The following is a 15,555-nucleotide window of genomic DNA, read 5'->3' on the forward strand; positions in this document are numbered from 1 at the left end:
CTGGCCTCCGACTACCACCTGATCTTCCCGGACTGGGACGACGGGTGCTCCGCGATGACGGGCTGCTGATGATCACGGTCCGGGCCTACGACGAGGCCGGCAGACCCGCCCCACAGCGACACCTCCCCAGGTCTCGGAAGCCCCCGACGGCAGAGTGATCACCTTTCAGCTGTGGCACTGGCACGAGGACGGCGAACACTACGACCTGGAGCACTTCCAGCTCATCCCCGCAGCGCACACCTGGGCGGTACGGCACCGCCGGACCACCTACTGGGCGCTGACCGCCGGCAGCTGACCGACTTCGTGGCTGCAGCCGGCTTCACCGACATCACCTGGCACACCCCGGACTCCACCGGTTACCACCAGCCCGTGCTGACCGCACGGCGCGGCGTTCGGCGCCCAGGCGGGCGTAGTAGGCGATGAGGCCGGGGGCGTCCACGGCGGCCGGGTCGACGACCTGCCCGGCGGGGGCGCCCTGGAGGAGGCGTTTGACGGGGACCTCCAGTTTCTTGCCGGTGCGGGTGTGCGGGATGGCCGGTACGGCGAGGATCTCGTCGGGGACGTGACGGGGGGAGGCGCCGGTGCGGACGGCGTCGAGGATCCTGTCGCGGAGGGTGTCGTCCAGGACCGCCCCGGCCGTGAGGACCACGAAGAGCGGCATCCAGTAACCGCCGTCCGGTTCCTCCGCGCCGATGACCAGGGCCTCCGCGACCTCCGGGAGCCGTTCGACGACGTCGTGGATGTCGGCGCTGCCCAGCCGCACGCCGTTGCGGTTGAGAGTGGAGTCGGAGCGGCCGTGCACGATCACCGAGCCGTGCGAGGTGAGCGTGATCCAGTCGCCGTGCCGCCACACACCCGGGTAGACCGAGAAGTACGCCTCGCGGTAGCGGCTGCCGTCGGGGTCGTTCCAGAAGTACAGCGGCATGGACGGCATGGGCCGGGTAACGACCAGCTCGCCGACCTGGTCCACCACCGGCAGGCCCTCGGCGTCGTACGCGGCCAGCGCCACGCCCAGGTGGGGCGCGGACAGCTCCCCCGCCCGGACCGGCGTGGTGGGCGCGCCGCCCGCGAAGCCGGAGACGACGTCCGTGCCCCCGCTGACGGAGACGAGCTGGACGCGCTCACCGACGTGGTCGCGGACCCAGGGGTGGGCGGAGGCGGGCAGGGCCGAGCCGGTGCAGCCGACGGCGCGGATCGACGACAGGTCGTGCACGGACGGATCGATGCCGAACTTGGCCATGCCCAGCAGGTACTGGGGGCTGGTGCCGAAGAGGGTGACGCGGTGGCGGGCGGCCAGCTGCCAGAGGATGTCCGGCTGGGCGTGCGGCGCCGGGCTGCCGTCGTAGGTGCAGGTCGTGGCGCCGGTCAGCAGGGCGGAGACGACCAGGTTCCACATCATCCAGTGGGTCGTGGTGTACCACAGGAGGCGGTCGCCCGGCCCGAGGTCGGACTGGAGGCCGAGCGTCTTGAGGTGCTCCAGCAGGACGCCGCCGTGGCCGTGCACGATGCCCTTGGGCAGGCCGGTGGTGCCGGAGGAGAAGACGACCCAGAGGGGGTGGTCGAACGGTACCGGTGTGCAGGCGAGTTCCTCGGCGCGGGTGGCCGCGTCCTCCCACGGCAGCGCAGAGGAGGGAAAGTCCGCGTCGGACCACGGCCGGCCGACGTGGTCCACCAGCACCGTGGCCTTCAGCGTCGGCAGCGCACGGGCCAGATCCACGGCGGCCTCGCGGCGGTCGTGCGTGGTGCCGTTGAAGAGGTACCCGTCCGCCGCGATCAGGACCGTGGGTTCGAGCTGGGCGAAGCGGGCGGCGGCGGCCTCGGGGGCGTAGTCCTGGCCGCACACCGACCAGACCGCCCCGAGGCTGGCCGCCGCGAGGAAGGCGACGATGGCGTGGGGGGTGTTGGGGAGGTACCCGACGACCCGGTCTCCCGTGCCCACTCCCAGGTCGCGCAGGGTGGCGGCGACCGAGGCGACCTGAGCGCGCAGCCGGGCTCCGGTCACCTCGTAGCCGGAGCCGGTCTCGTCCAGCGCGACGATCGCCGGGCCGTCGGACGCCAAGGCGCGCAGGGCGTGGTGGGCGTAGTTGAGTCCGGCGCCGGGGAACCAGCGGGCGCCGGGCATCCTCTCCTCCGCCAGCACCCGCTCGTACGGCGTGGCCGCCTCGATGCCGAAGTACTCCCAGACGGCTCCCCAGAAGCCTTCCAGGTCGGTCACCGACCAGCGGTGCAGGGCCGCGTAGTCGGAGCCCGTCTCCACACCCCGGTGCCGGGCGGCCCAGCGGGCGAAGTCGACGATGCGGCTGCGTGCGACGGAGTCCGGGTCGGGGGTCCAGCAGGGTTCTGCTGACGGCGTGGTCATCGCGTGGCGCTCCTCGGCGAGGGGACGGGAAGGCGGGAGGTGCACAGCAGGGGCGCCCAGGCGGCGGTGTCCGTGAAGTGGTCGCCGCCCGAGGGGAGGACGTCGACCACGACGCGGTCGGGGCGCAGCAGGACGGCGTCCGCGCGGCCGGCGCGCAGCCAGGCGGCGAGGGTGCCGTCGTCGCCGGTCTCCAGCACGTCCACGACCCGGGCGCCGAGCCCCTCGGTGAGGGCGCGCGGGGCGGGCGGGAGGGGGACGGCGGTCAGGACGGCGAAGGAGTCGCCGAGGATGTCGTCGAGGCGGGTCCGCCCGCCCTCGGCGGTCACCCAGGTCTGCGGGCAGAAGGTGCCCGCCAGGCCGCGCAGACGGGTGCGGCGTACCAGCGGGCCTGCGGGCAGGGGGCGTCTCAGGGCGTGGGCGGCCGCGGAGGTCACGCCGGGGATGCGGCAGAGCGCGCCCACGGCCGTGCGGCGCAGCGCGGCGGCTCCGTCCTGGCCGCCGGTCATGGCCCAGCCGGTGGTGACGGCGAGGCGGATCAGCCGGCGGGCGTGTGGCTTGCGTTCGTGCTCGTAGGTGTCCAGCAGCCGCTCGTCCGCGCCCTGTCGGAGGACCCGGGCCAGCTTCCAGGTCAGGTTGCGGGCGTCCCGCAGGCCCGCACACAACCCCTGCCCGACGAACGGCGGGGTGAGATGGGCGGCGTCGCCGAGCAGGAAGATCCGGCCGCGGCGCCACCGGTCGGCGACACGGGCGCGGAAGGTGTACCGCGCCTGCCGGATGACGCGGAAGTCGTCGGCGTACGAGGTGTCCACCCACGGCGCGACCAGTTCGCGCAGCCGCTCGTGGTCGAGCTCCTCCTCGTCCCGCAGCCGGAACTCCCAGCGGTAGCGGTCCTCTCCGACGCGCATGAAGGTCGCCGGACGGTGCGGGTCGCAGACCTGGTCGACGCCCTCCCAGCAGCGGACCCGGGCTTTCGTCGTCACGTCGATGACGGTCCAGCGTTCCTCGAAGCGCAGGTCCTCCCACCGGGCGCCGACGGCCTCGCGGGTCGGGCTGCCCGCGCCGTCGCAGCCGAGGACGGCGTCCGCCCGGAGCCGGTGCTGACCGTCCTCGTCGCGGAAGGTGACGTGGACGGGCCCGGCCTCGTCCTGCTCCACGGAGGTCACCTCGACTCCGCCCCGCAGCTCGCACTCCGGGCGCCGGGCCAGAGCGGCGCGCAGCAGCCGCTCCAGCTCGGGCTGGTCGAACATGCTCGTCTCCGGGAAGCCGTGATGGCCGTGCGGGGACCGCTGGAACTCGGCGATCAGCCGGTGCCGGGCGTCCAGCAGGCGAAGGCCCCTGCCGGGCCGGGCGACGGATGCGAACTCCTCGTGTACGCCGGCGGCCTGGAGGATCCGGCGTACCTCGTCGTCCATGGCGACGGCACGCGGCAGGGGGTAGACGTCCCGGTGGCGTTCGAGGACCACGGTCCGCACTCCGTACCGGGCGAGCAGGAGCGCGGCGGTGACGCCCACGGGCCCGGCTCCGACGATCACCACGGGTATGTGGTCCGGCCCGGGCGTGGTGTCCCGTGGTCCGGCCTGGTCGGCGGTCATGTGCGACTCACCTCGGCTCGGTTCCCGTCGGTCACGGGCGTGCGCTGTTCGCCGAGGTCGATCCGCCCGTCCGGGGTGGCGATCGTGGCGGTGATCAGGTCGCCTTCGCGCAGGTAGTGCGGATTGCGGTTCTGGCTCTTGAAGAACGCCTTCCACTTCAGCGCGGGCGGCAGCAGTGCGCCGATCTTCTCGACCGGCTTGGGCGGGGCCTTCAGGGCCGTGCCGCCGGGGGTACCGGTGAGCAGCAGGTCGCCGGGGTCGAGGGTCTGGAAGCGGGCGAGCAGCGTGAGCGCCCGGGCCGGACGGACGATCATGTCGGCCAGCGTCCGGTCCTGGCGCAGCTCGCCGTTGACCGACAACCTCAGCCGCAGGTCGGGGAGATGGGCGAAGTCCTCCGGCTCCAGCAGGGCCAGGTGGGGCCCGGTGGGTGTGAAGGTCGGGTACGACTTGCTCTCGTAGAACTGCGTCTTGGTCAGCTGGACGTCGCGGGCGCTGACGTCGTTGGTGATGACGAGCCCGGCGACGTAGGAGGGCAGGTCCTGCTCGGTGACGACGGTGCCGACGGGCAGGGGTGCCCCCATGACCAGGCCGAGTTCGACCTCGTAGTCCAGGAACCGCACGTGGGAGGGCCGGACGACGGCCTCGCGGGGGCCGCTGACCGAGCCGGAGGCCTTGCGGAAGAAGGCGGGCGGGATGTCGCCGGTGAAGCCCGAATCGCGGGCGTGGCTTCGGTAGTTGACCATCTGCGCGACCACCCGGCAGGGGGTGGTCACCGGGGACAGTGCTGTCAGGCCGGCGACGGGCGTGCCCGCCTCGCCGCTCGCGGCGGCCTCACGTACGGCGGCGCGGTCGGCCAGCAGTTCGGCGGTGGTGGCGGCCTTGGTGGCGACGGGGACGGCACGGTCGCCGATGACGGCCCACCAGCCGTCGGCGGTGCGCAGGACGTTGGTGCTCATGAGTTCATCGCTTTCAGCAGGCCCAGCAGACGCGCCGGGTCGAGTTCGTTGTCGCCGCGCAGGGCCTGGAGGACCTCGCGGACTCTGGCGGGCGAGGGGGAGGCACCGAGGAAGTCACGGGTGACCGGCGGTCCCCACTGGGCGAGCCCGCTCGCCGACATGGGCGCCCAGCCGGGCTCGACGTCGCAGGAGAACAGGTCGCCGTCGGCGTAGTGCTCCAGCATGAAGTGGTCGGGGTCGCGCCAGTAGTCGAAGAGCTGGCTGCCCTGGATGTGCCGGCCGATGCCCCAGCTGCGCCGGTAGCCGCGTTCGGCCAGGTACTCGCCGCCGGCGGCGATCGCGTCCAGGTCGGTGACCTGGTAGGCGGAGTGGACGTATCCCGTGCCGGGGCCCAAGTGCATGGCCAGGGTGTGGTGGTCGACGGCCAGGCTGCCCCGGTCGCAGCGGAGGAAGGCCATCGTCGGCCCGCGCTCGCGCTGCCCGTCGAGGAACAGGAAGTCGCTGACGATCATGCCGAGCGTCTCCAGGTACCAGTCCAGCGCACGGGCGAACACCCGTGTCTCCAGCACCACATGCCCCAGGCGCTGGATCCGGGACGGCTCGCGGGGCGGGCGCTGTGTGACGTCGACACGGGCGGGCCGCGTGCCGAAGTTGAGGGTGAGCGGCAGCTGTCCGGGCAGCGCGGGCAGTTCCTCGGCGCAGTGCACCACCCGGACGGGGAAGCCCGAAGGGTCGAGCAGGTCGACCGTGCGGCCGCCGGGGGCGGCCGCCTCCTCTGCGGCTCGTACGGCGGTGCCGGTGGCGCGGGCCAGCCGGTCCAGGTCGGCCCGCTCGGCCGCACGGAACGCCGGGCCGATGAAGCGGGACGTACGCCCCTTGCGGATCACCATGCAGGGCGAGCCGGCGAACGTGCCCCGCAGCCACAGCTCGCGCTCGGTACGGGCGGCGATCGCGAAGCCGAAGTCGCGGGCGAAGACCTCCGCCCGGTCCAGGTCGGGCTTCTCGAACTCCAGCCAGGCCAGGTCGGCCACCTTGATCACGGGGTTCCGGGAGCGCCCGGGGTGCTCGCCGCGCAGGGCGCCCCGCTCACTGTGGAGGTCCTGGTGGGCCGTCTTGGACATGGCGTCCTCCAAGCAACATCGCTGTAATGAGGAAATCATCAACTTTGACAATCTCGTCGTCAATAGCTCACCGACGAGAAGTGATGGATTCATCAGAACTGCGGTCGCGATCGTCCCCCGGCTAGACTTCCGGCATGCCTACGTCAGCTCCGCCCAGCAACCGCTTCGAGCGGCGCCGCGCCGAGACCCGTCAGGCGCTGGTCCGCGCGGCCCGGCAGATCCTCGCCGAGACCGGGGAGACGAGCGCGAGCATCCAGGCGATCGCGGAGCGCGCGGACGTGGGATTCGGCTCCTTCTACAACCACTTCGAGTCGAAGGCGGAGCTGTTCGACGCGGCGGTGGTGGACGCCCTGGAGGAGTTCGGGCAGGCATTCGACGAACGGCTGCGCGACGTCGACGACCCCGCCGAGCTGGTCGCGGGGGGCTTCCGGCTCAGCGTCCGGATGGCCGACTCCCACCCCGAGCTGATGCAGGTCCTGCGCCACCGTGGCCTCGGCCACCTGCACTCCCCCCGGGGCCTCGCTCCCCGTGCCCTGCGCGACCTGGACCGCGGCATCACCTCGGGCCGCTTCTCCCCCGTCGACCCGACCGTCGCCCTGGCCGCGCTGGGCGGCTCCCTGCTGTGCCTGCTGGAACTGCGGTTCGCCCGCCCCGAACTCGACGGCGACGAGGCGGCGGCGAACCTGGCCGAGATGGTCCTGCGCATGCTGGGCGTCCCCCCGGACGAGGCCCGCGAGGTGGCCCGGCGCCCCCTGCCCGACCTCGGCTGACGAGGCCGAGGAGCACCAGGCCCTGTCGTCCGGATCATCCCGGCGTCGCGGTACTTGGCACGCCCCCGCTCTTCGGGCAGGACAGGGCGGGACCACCATCACGTCGCCCGTCGCGGATGGGGGCGCCCCCGCCCGAGTGCAGGCGAGCGGGGCGGCTGATGTCACAGCCTCCCCCGCCGTGCGGCTGCACGCTCGAACAACCTCGCGCGGGGCCCCGGCGCCCCCGGCTCGGCCGAAACGCACCACCCCTCACGGCCCGCCGATCCGAAGAACAGGAATCAGCGGGATTCGCTGTACTCCTCCACGCGCTCGTCGGAGGCCTCCGTCGGCTGCTGCGGCGCCTGGTGCCGTGCAGCCGCCTTGCGGCCGGGCAGGACGGCGAGGACGATCATCGTGCCGGCGGCCATGATGATCCCGCCGACCAGGCTGGTCTGGGCGACGCCGTGGGCGAAGGCCTGGTGGACGGCGTCCACGACGGCCTGCGCCTGCTGCGGTCCGGCGGCGGGGTTCTGCGCGATCTGCTCCGCGACCGCCAGGCCGCCGCCCACCGAGTCCTTGGCGGTGTCCAGCGCGGCAGCCGGGAGCCGGCCGCCGACCAGATCCGTCAGCTCGTCGCGGTAGGCCGTCCCCAGCAGCGAGCCGAGGATCGCGATACCGAGGGAGCCGCCGAGCTCCAGCGCGGTGTCGTTGGCGCCGCCACCGACGCCCAGCTCGGCCTCGGGGAAGGAGTCCATGATGGTGTCCGTCGCCGGGGACACGCTCAGGCCGACCGCGAAGCCGAGCAGCAGCATCGAGGGCAGGAAGTCCGGGTAGACCGAGCCCTTGTCGATCTGCGTGAGCAGGAAGACGCCCGCAGTGCCGATGGCCATGCCGGCGGTCACCATCGGCTTCATGCCGAGCTTGGGGGTCAGGCGCCCGGTCACCGCGGCGCCGGCGAACACGGCCCCGGCCAGCGGCAGCAGCCGTACGCCGGTCTCCAGGGCGCCGTAACCGAGGACGAACTGCAGGAACTGCGTGGAGTAATAGATCGCGCCGAAGGTCCCGAAGAAGAAGAACAGCACCGCGATCATGGAGCCGCTGAACGGGCGCTGCCTGAACCTGCGCACGTCCAGCATGGGGCGGGGGTGGCGCAGTTCCCAGGCCACGAAGGCCAGCAGTCCCACGCCGGCCACCACGGCGGCGGTGATCGGGCCGGTGCCCCAGCCGAAGTGCGGGCCCTCGATGGTCGCGTAGACCAGGCTGCCGACGGACACGATGGACAGCAGGCCGCCCACGTAGTCGATCCGGCCCATACCCTGCGCCCGGGACGGCGGCACGAGGACGAGCGCGCCGATGACGGCGACGACCGCGATGGGCACGTTGATCAGGAAGGTCGAGCCCCAGGCGTGATCCTCCAGCAGATAACCGGCGACCAGCGGACCGACGGCGATGGCCAGACCTGAGGTGGCGGTCCAGGCCGTGATGGCGCGGGCCCGCTCACGCTTGGGAAAGATCGCGACCAGCAGGGAGAGCGTCGCCGGCATGACCACGGCCGCACCGACGCCCATGATCGCCCGGGCGGCGATGACCAGTTCCGTCCGGTCGACCAGGCTGCCCATCACCGAACCGCACGCGAAGACCAGCAGTCCGGTGATCAGCGCGCCACGACGGCTGTACTTGTCGCCGATCGAGCCCAGGACCAGCATCAGCGCGGCATACGGAACGGTGTAGCCGTCGATGACCCACTGAAGGTCGCTGCTGCTCAGACCCAGGTCCTTGGTCATGTCGGGCGCGGCCACGATCAGCGATGTGTTCGCCATGACCACGATCAGCAGGCTCAGGCACAGCACGAGCAGCGCCCACCAGCGCCGCGCGTACGGGCCGGTCATCTTCTCGACGGGTGTGGTGACAAGGAAGGGCATAGGAGGCTCCCAGGGGACGAGGGACCAGAAGGCACGTTAATTGCTCATCGATGTGCAGACTAGTTTCCTGCCCATCGATGTGCAAACATCTCGGTGGCCCTCTCCTCCCGACGCTCCGAGGTACCCGATGTGACCAGCCGACCAGCGCCGCACCGACCACAGCGCCGTACGACGCGCATCACGCGCGCCCGCATCCTGGAAGCGGCCAGGCGGGAACTGGGCCGCGACCCCGACAGCAGCCTCGCCGACATCGCCGGGGCCGCCGGTGTCGCGCGGCGCACCGTCTACACGCACTTCGCCGGCCGGGCCGCGCTCGTCGAGGGACTCGCCGCGGACGCGGCGGAAGCCGTACGACTGGCAGTCGCCGTCGCCGGTACGCCGACCCCCGACGCCGCGACCGCGCTGGCCCGTTTCGTCCTCACCCTGTGGCCGGTCGGCGACCGCTATCGCACGCTGCTCGGCCTCGCCCACCAGGACCTCGGCCCCGACCGGGTGAGCGAACTCCTCGCCCCCGCCCGCGACACGGTCGCCGCGATCCTCCGCCTCGGCCGGCGGCAGGGCGTCTTCCACACCCACGTTCCGGCCGGCCCGCTCAGCAGGGCGCTCGAAGCCCACCTGCTGGCTCTCCTGGACAGCGTCAACTCCGGGAAGTGGGCCGACGACGGCACGGGCGCCGCCACCGCGGCGTTGATCGCCGCGGGCGTCACGAGCGACGCAGCGGCCGCAACGGTGCATCGCGTGCGCGGCACGGGCGGGACGCGACCGCCGCGTTGAAGGGGGGACCTGGAGATCTCCGGGGGCACAGCCCCGGACAGGTCGGCGCGAGCATGTGCTCAACAAGATCCGCGAGCATCCGCCGGGGACGCCTGACGGGCGTCCGCCCGTTCACCGTGCGCTGTCGACGGGCCTTCCCGCGGTCGACGCGACGTCGTCGACCACGACACGCGCCTGCTTCTCCGGCACACCGGCCGCGATGAGGTTGGCGACGGCGACCCGGGTCCAGTCGTCCTCCAGCGCCCCGGTGTTGACCTCCTCCAGGAGAGCGACCGTCATCGCCTCCAGCCCGGCGCTCAGCACGGCGGGCGGCAGATGGGTGTGGAAGACGCCGTCCCGCTGCCCTCGGGCCAGGATGGCCGTGGCCTCGTCGCGGGCCGGGGCCAGGATCTCGGCCACGCGTTCCGTGCCCAGGTCGTGCCGGGCCAGCGCCAGGAGCAGGCGGTAGCGGTCCGCCACCGGCCACAGGGAGAACACGAAGTGTGCGAGCGCCCGCCCGGCCGGCTCGGCCGGATCCACCTCGGCTGCCAGCGCGCTGCGGAGGGAGTCGGAGGCCTCTTCGGCGAGAGCCTCCAGCAGCGCCGTACGTCCGGGGAAGTGACCGAAGAGGGTGCGTCGCACGACACCGGCGGCGCGCGCCAGCTCCTCCAGGGTGATGTCCGGGTCACGCCCCAGCTCCCGGCGGGCCGTCTCCAGGATGCGCGCCCGGTTGGAGCGCGCATTGCGCCGCAGCGGCTCGCGGGCGACGGGCTTGGTCACGGAAACCTCGGTGGGTCGGTGCGGCGGACGAACGGAGGAGGTTGAACGGCGCGTCCAACGGCGCGTCCATTCTGACACGGGGGGATTCCACGGTCCGGAACCCGATCCGGAAGCCCCGCACCGAGTACCGGACCGGGAAAACCGGTCCAGTGGTCCAGGATTGGCCTTGGCTTGTGGCTCTACGGGCCCCTAGCGTCAAGGCCATGCGAATCCGAATCGTCGACGCCTTCACCGACCGGCCCTTCGCCGGCAACCCTGCCGGGGTCCTGCTCCTCGACGCCTTCCCGGACGACGACTGGCTCCAGAAGGTGGCCCTGGAGGTCAATCACGCCGAGACCGCGTTCGCCCACCGCCTGCCCGAGGGCGGCGAGGCCGACTGGGCGCTGCGCTGGTTCACACCGGCCACCGAGGTCGCGATGTGCGGCCACGCCACGCTCGCCACCGCCCACGTCCTGCACACCACGGGCGCCCACGACGGTCCGGTGCGGTTCGCCACCCGCAGCGGCGTCCTCATCGCCACGCCCGGCGAGGACGGCTCGATCACCCTGGACTTCCCCACCGCCCCGCTCACGCCGGTCGACGTTCCCGAAGGGATCGCCGAGGCCCTGGGAGCGGAGCCGCAGGCGGCCCGCGACACGGGCCCCGACGTCGGCGACCTGCTCGTCGAGGTCGCCGACGAGAAGACGGTCCGCGCCCTGACGCCCGACCTCAAGGCCCTCGCCGCCTACTCCGAGCGCGGCCTCATCGCCACGGCCCGCGCCGAGGACCCCGCACAGGGTTACGACTTCGTGTCCCGTTGCTTCTTCCCGAACGTCGGCATCGACGAGGACCCGGTCACCGGCAGCGCCCACACCGCCCTCGCGCCCTACTGGGCCGAGCGCCTGGGCCGGCCCGACCTCACGGGCCTGCAGGCCTCGCCCCGCTCCGGCCGCGTCCGTACGGAGCTGCGCGGCGAGCGCACCCTGCTGAGCGGCCGCGCGGTGACGGTCATCGACGGCGAGTTGCTGGCCTGACAGGCCGGCAGGGGCGTGCGGAACGCTCGTACGCCCCTCTTCTCGCCGCTCACGCCGTCGGCAGCCAGCCGACCTTCCCGGCCAGCAGGGCGTACCCGACGAAGGCGCCGATGTCGAGCAGGGAGTGCGCCACCACCAGCGGGCCCACCCGGCCCCAGCGCCGGTACAGGAGCACGAACACCACGCCCATGACCATGTTGCCGATGAAGCCGCCGATGCCCTGGTAGAGGTGGTAGGAGCCGCGCAGGACGGAGCTGGCGGCCAGCGCGGTGCCCGGCGTCCAGCCCAGCCGGCCGAGGCGGCGCAGCAGGTAGCCGACGACGATGACCTCCTCCAGCACGGCGTTCTGCACGGCGGAGAGGATCAGCACGGGGTACTTCCACCACACGCCGGGCAGCGCCTCGGGCACCACGGTGAGGTTGAAGCCGAGCCCCCGGGCGGCCAGGTAGAAGGCGATGCCGGTGCTGCCGATGACGGCCGCGATCGCGGCTCCGCGGCCCAGGTCCGGCCAGGGGCGGGTACGGTCGAAGCCGAGGGTGCGCAGGCTCTGGCCCTCGCGCAGCAGGAAGTGCGCGACGAGCGCGACCGGCACGAGTGCCGTGGTGATCCCGAAGAGCTGCCAGGCGAGGTCCAGCCAGGGGCGGCCGGGCGCGGCCGAGGCGTTGAGGGTGGCCGCCTGGTCCTTGAGGCCTCCCGGCTTGGTGACCGAGCCGACAAAGCTGATCAGGGCGGACACCGCGCTCGCCCCGAGGGAGAGCGCCAGTACGAGCAGCGTCTCCTGGCGGAGGACCCGTCGCGTCGGCCGCTCCTGGGGGAAGGGTTCGGCCTCCGGGCCCGCTGCCTCCTGCACACCTGCCTCCACTCGGGTCGCCCCCCGCCCACCGTACGGCGGGGATCGGACGTCACAGCTTGCCCGATCCCTTCGAGGCGGGTACCGGCGGCCCCTCGGAGTAGGGCCCGCTCGCCCTCAGCCCAGCGCCACCGGCTCCGGCAGGCCCACCGGCCACAGGTGCACCGGCTCGCCCTTGCGCATGAGCTCGCAGTACCGCCGGGTCGTAGCGGCCAGCGCGGCATCGCGTGTGAGGCCCGACTCCAGCGCCCGGTGGAAGGTGGCGGCCTGCCAGGACGCTCCGTTGACCCGGCGCCGGCAGCGTTCGTCGATCACGCCCAGATAGTGGTCCCGGTCGGCGGGCTCGACGCCCCACGCGTCGAGGCCGGCTTCGGCGAGCGGCAGCAGTTCGTCGCGTACGAGGCTGACCGCGTCGACCTCGGCCGTGCCGCCGTACCGTCCACGCCGGGGCCACTCGAAGCGGGCGTCGATGCCGTGGCGGCAGGCGGCGTCGAAGTTGGCGGCGGCAGCCTCGAACGGCAGCCGGGTCCACACCGGCCGGGAGTCCTCGGCGAGGGCGCGGACGACGCCGTAGTAGAAGGCCGCGTTGGCGATGACGTCGGTGATGGTGGGGCCGGCGGGCAGCACCCGGTTCTCCACACGCAGGTGCGGGACACCGTCGGCGATGCCGTAGACCGGGCGGTTCCAGCGGTAGATCGTGCCGTTGTGCAGGACCAGCTCGGCGAGACCGGGGACGCCGCCGGCGTCCAGGACCTCCAGCGGGTCCTCGTCGTCGCAGATCGGCAGCAGCGCCGGGAAGTACCGCAGGTTCTCCTCGAAGAGGTCGTACGCCGAGGTCACCCACCGCTCCCCGAACCAGGTGCGCGGCCGCACGCCCTGGGCCTGCAGTTCGGGCGGGCGGGTGTCGGTGGACTGCTGGAACAGCGGGGGCCTGGACTCGCGCCACAGCTCATGGCCGAACAGGAACGGCGAGTTGGCGCCGATGGCGACCTGGGCGGCGGCGACCGCCTGGGCCGCGTTCCACACGTCGGCGAAACGCTCCGGCGTGACCTGGAGGTGCAGCTGCACGGAGGTGCAGGCAGCCTCGGGCGCGATGGACCTCGACGTGCACGTGAGGTGCTCCACGCCGTCGATGTCGAGGGTGAAGTCCTCTCCACGGGCGGCCACGATCTGGTCGTTGAGCAGCGTGTAGCGGTCGACGTCGGAGAGGTTGGAGGACACCAGGTCGTCACGGTCGAGAGTCGGCAGAATACCGATCATCACGATTCCCGCGTCCACCTCGCCGGCTTTACGGTCGGCATATGCCAGAGACGTCCGGAGTTCCTCGCCTAGCCGGTCGAATACGCGCCCGCCCAAGCGGTGTGGAGCTATGTTCACTTCCAGGTTGAACATGGCGAGTTCTGTTTGGAAGTCGCGGCTCGCGATGCGTTCCAGGACTTGCGCATTCAACATTTTCGGCAAGCCGTCTTCGCCCACGAGATTCAATTCGATCTCCAGCCCCATCAGGTTCTTGGGGCGATCGAACCGCTTCTCCGCCAGGAGTCGCCGCAGGCCCGTCAGGCACCGCCCGAGCTTGTCGCGGTAGCGCTGGCGATCGGACAGGTCGAAGTGACCTGCCACGACCTTCTCCCCCATCGAAGCGTCCTTCCTCGCGTGGCGGGCCGGGGATCCCGCCGCCGGTGTCCCGGTCAGGTGGGATGATGCCCAGCCGAGACGATCGATAACGTCCCCGGACCCGTCCGGCAGCCGCTACGCTGACCTGACGTGACCGGCGGCACATTCACCGGGCATGGCGCACCGCGCAGTTTCGGGGATCAGCGAACTCGTGAAAAACGCCGATGACAATTGGCCGACCGCTTCGCGCACATTTCCCGAGGTCACCGCTGCGCAGTCGGCCCGAAATCGGGATGATTACCGCGTATCGCCGACCGAATGTACCCTTGTTCTGCTTGCCGGAATCGGCTAGTTGAAACACAGTCTGAACATACGTCGTATAAACTCCGCGACAAGGCAGAGAAGGTTGGCGCCCACGGTCGAAGGCTCCTGCCGCCGAGGTGTCACGCGGCAGACCTCACCCCTCACTCCGCGTTCTCTTCAGTTCCCCCAGCCCTTCGGACCTCGGCCCCTGCCTCTCTGACCCCGTGAGCTGACAGCGTCGTCCGCCCCACCCCGCCCTCGCGCCACTGTGCCTTCAAATGAGAGGCGACCCATCATGCCGCTGCATGTACCCCCGGCACCCGCGCCCGCACTTCGCTCCGTCCTCACCGCGCTCTCCTCGCCCACCGCGGTTCGCGAAGCCCGAACTCCCTCCCTGCTCGGCGCGCAGGGACCCGCCACACCCGAGCTCCCCCTGCCGGTGCACGTCCTGCCTCATATCACCGCCGAGGGCGCGGCCGCGACCCGGCTGACGGGGTGGCGGTTCCTGATCCGCTGCGGCGATCGTGCGGTGGCCGCGGCGGAGACGATGCTGACGCCCGACGGCTGGGCGTTCTCGCACTTCTTCGAAGGCCCGTACATCGCCTCGACCGAGCGCGCCCTGCGTCAGGCCGAGACGATGACGCAGTCCTACCAGCCCCGCCTGCTGTCGGTCCCTGGTCTGTACATGCTCACCCTGTGGCTGCACGGCGACTGCACCGCGGACGCCGCCACCGGCCACCCCGCGGCCACCGACCTGCTCGTGCCGCTGGCGCCAGCGCCACCCGGCATCGCGGCCCACCGTCCGCACCAGGTCGCGGACCTGCTGCCGCTACTGACCCATCGGGTGACTCCGACACGACTGCTCCGCTCGCCCGCCTGAGCACCGCACCGCGCACGACCACGCGTACCCCGTCACCGTTTCACCGGTGGCGGGGTACGACGCCGTTTTCGGCGCCCATTGCTCGTACGAGCACTTAAAGGCTCGTACGAGCCACAAAAACCTTGCCGCCCGACCGGACTAGCCCTATACGGCCACTACGAACCACCCGAAGTGACAGGGCAGTTGGGGTGAACCATCCACCTGGGCGATGCGTCATCAACCTGTGAAGAAGCGGTGATGCGAAATCCCTGCGGATTGACGCCCGTGGGGCAACACTTGGTTCCGACCGACTTATGACAACGGGGGGCGGCCATGAGCGATACTTCACGCCGCGGGTCAGACATCACAGCCATCTCACACGACACGACAGAGCGAAAGATCCCACCAATGTGCCAGCACCAGCCACCGTGCCCCTCAGCCGACTCCGCCGACCGGGAATCCGCCCGCCTCATGGCGCACCACCCGGAGCAGGGATGGAGCCTGCTGTGCAACGGCGTCGTCCTCTTCGAGGACACCGGTGAGCTCCTGCCGGACGGCCAGGTCATCGCCCCTCACCGCCTGCTGGACCCCAGCCGGGTGATGACCGCCGCCTGAGCACCGCCGGGCGGGGTGACGTCCCGCCCGGAGACAGGAGGGGCCGGCCGCAGGTTTCCTGCGACCCGG

Annotated in this window: 13 protein-coding genes and 1 pseudogene; 6 read left to right on the plus strand and 8 right to left on the minus strand. The window is 71.9% G+C overall.

What is annotated here, in order from left to right:
* Positions 1 to 32: 32 nt before the first annotated feature.
* A pseudogene (locus NW895_RS35975) lies at positions 33 to 423 on the plus strand (class I SAM-dependent methyltransferase); the annotation flags it as partial.
* Here the strand turns inward: NW895_RS35975 and NW895_RS35980 are convergent.
* From NW895_RS35980 to NW895_RS35995, 4 genes are read right to left on the minus strand one after another with little or no spacing between them, the layout of a single operon-like run.
* Positions 329 to 2,359, minus strand: a complete 2,031-nt coding sequence (locus NW895_RS35980; RefSeq protein WP_289941076.1) for an acetoacetate--CoA ligase — start codon at positions 2,357 to 2,359, stop codon at positions 329 to 331. The pseudogene NW895_RS35975 and the gene NW895_RS35980 overlap by 95 nt on opposite strands.
* A complete protein-coding gene (locus tag NW895_RS35985) occupies positions 2,356 to 3,951 on the minus strand; it encodes a bifunctional 3-(3-hydroxy-phenyl)propionate/3-hydroxycinnamic acid hydroxylase (protein ID WP_289941077.1) in 1,596 nt (531 codons plus the stop codon). Before NW895_RS35985 ends, NW895_RS35980 begins: the two co-directional genes overlap by 4 nt.
* Positions 3,948 to 4,907, minus strand: coding sequence for a fumarylacetoacetate hydrolase family protein (locus tag NW895_RS35990; RefSeq protein ID WP_289941078.1), 960 nt, complete (start codon positions 4,905 to 4,907; stop codon positions 3,948 to 3,950). Before NW895_RS35990 ends, NW895_RS35985 begins: the two co-directional genes overlap by 4 nt.
* On the minus strand, positions 4,904 to 6,028 hold the full coding sequence (locus NW895_RS35995; protein WP_289941079.1) for a VOC family protein: 1,125 nt from the start codon (positions 6,026 to 6,028) through the stop codon (positions 4,904 to 4,906). Before NW895_RS35995 ends, NW895_RS35990 begins: the two co-directional genes overlap by 4 nt.
* Positions 6,029 to 6,162: 134 nt before the next feature.
* Between NW895_RS35995 and NW895_RS36000 the strand changes: the two genes are divergently transcribed.
* Positions 6,163 to 6,798, plus strand: coding sequence for a TetR/AcrR family transcriptional regulator (locus NW895_RS36000; protein WP_289941080.1), 636 nt, complete (start codon positions 6,163 to 6,165; stop codon positions 6,796 to 6,798).
* Between the two features lie 278 nt (positions 6,799 to 7,076).
* Here the strand turns inward: NW895_RS36000 and NW895_RS36005 are convergent, their stop codons facing one another.
* Complete coding sequence (locus NW895_RS36005) at positions 7,077 to 8,699, minus strand: MFS transporter (RefSeq protein WP_289941081.1); 1,623 nt, start codon at positions 8,697 to 8,699, stop codon at positions 7,077 to 7,079.
* Positions 8,700 to 8,828: 129 nt separating this feature from the next.
* Between NW895_RS36005 and NW895_RS36010 the strand changes: the two genes are divergently transcribed.
* Complete coding sequence (locus NW895_RS36010) at positions 8,829 to 9,473, plus strand: TetR/AcrR family transcriptional regulator (RefSeq protein WP_289941082.1); 645 nt, start codon at positions 8,829 to 8,831, stop codon at positions 9,471 to 9,473.
* Between the two features lie 111 nt (positions 9,474 to 9,584).
* Here the strand turns inward: NW895_RS36010 and NW895_RS36015 are convergent, their stop codons facing one another.
* Positions 9,585 to 10,232 carry a TetR/AcrR family transcriptional regulator gene (locus NW895_RS36015; protein ID WP_289941083.1) on the minus strand — a complete coding sequence of 216 codons (648 nt, stop codon included), beginning with the start codon at positions 10,230 to 10,232 and terminating at the stop codon, positions 9,585 to 9,587.
* A gap of 203 nt (positions 10,233 to 10,435) precedes the next feature.
* Here NW895_RS36015 and NW895_RS36020 point away from each other — a divergent pair, with 203 nt between their 5' ends.
* Entirely contained in the window at positions 10,436 to 11,245 is an 810-nt protein-coding gene (locus tag NW895_RS36020; protein WP_289941084.1) for a PhzF family phenazine biosynthesis protein, read from the plus strand.
* Positions 11,246 to 11,294: 49 nt separating this feature from the next.
* On the opposite strand, the gene NW895_RS36025 is transcribed toward NW895_RS36020, so the two are convergent.
* Entirely contained in the window at positions 11,295 to 12,095 is an 801-nt protein-coding gene (locus NW895_RS36025) for a type II CAAX endopeptidase family protein (RefSeq protein ID WP_289941085.1), read from the minus strand.
* Between the two features lie 117 nt (positions 12,096 to 12,212).
* Positions 12,213 to 13,730, minus strand: coding sequence for a glutamate-cysteine ligase family protein (locus NW895_RS36030; RefSeq protein WP_289941086.1), 1,518 nt, complete (start codon positions 13,728 to 13,730; stop codon positions 12,213 to 12,215).
* Between the two features lie 577 nt (positions 13,731 to 14,307).
* Between NW895_RS36030 and NW895_RS36035 the strand changes: the two genes are divergently transcribed.
* Entirely contained in the window at positions 14,308 to 14,892 is a 585-nt protein-coding gene (locus NW895_RS36035) for a hypothetical protein (protein ID WP_289941087.1), read from the plus strand.
* 387 nt (positions 14,893 to 15,279) lie between these two features.
* Positions 15,280 to 15,486 carry a DUF5999 family protein gene (locus tag NW895_RS36040; RefSeq protein ID WP_289941088.1) on the plus strand — a complete coding sequence of 69 codons (207 nt, stop codon included), beginning with the start codon at positions 15,280 to 15,282 and terminating at the stop codon, positions 15,484 to 15,486.
* The last annotated feature ends 69 nt before the right edge of the window (positions 15,487 to 15,555 follow it).

Source organism: Streptomyces sp. S.PNR 29, assembly GCF_030386795.1.
Classification (GTDB): Bacteria; Actinomycetota; Actinomycetes; order Streptomycetales; family Streptomycetaceae; genus Streptomyces.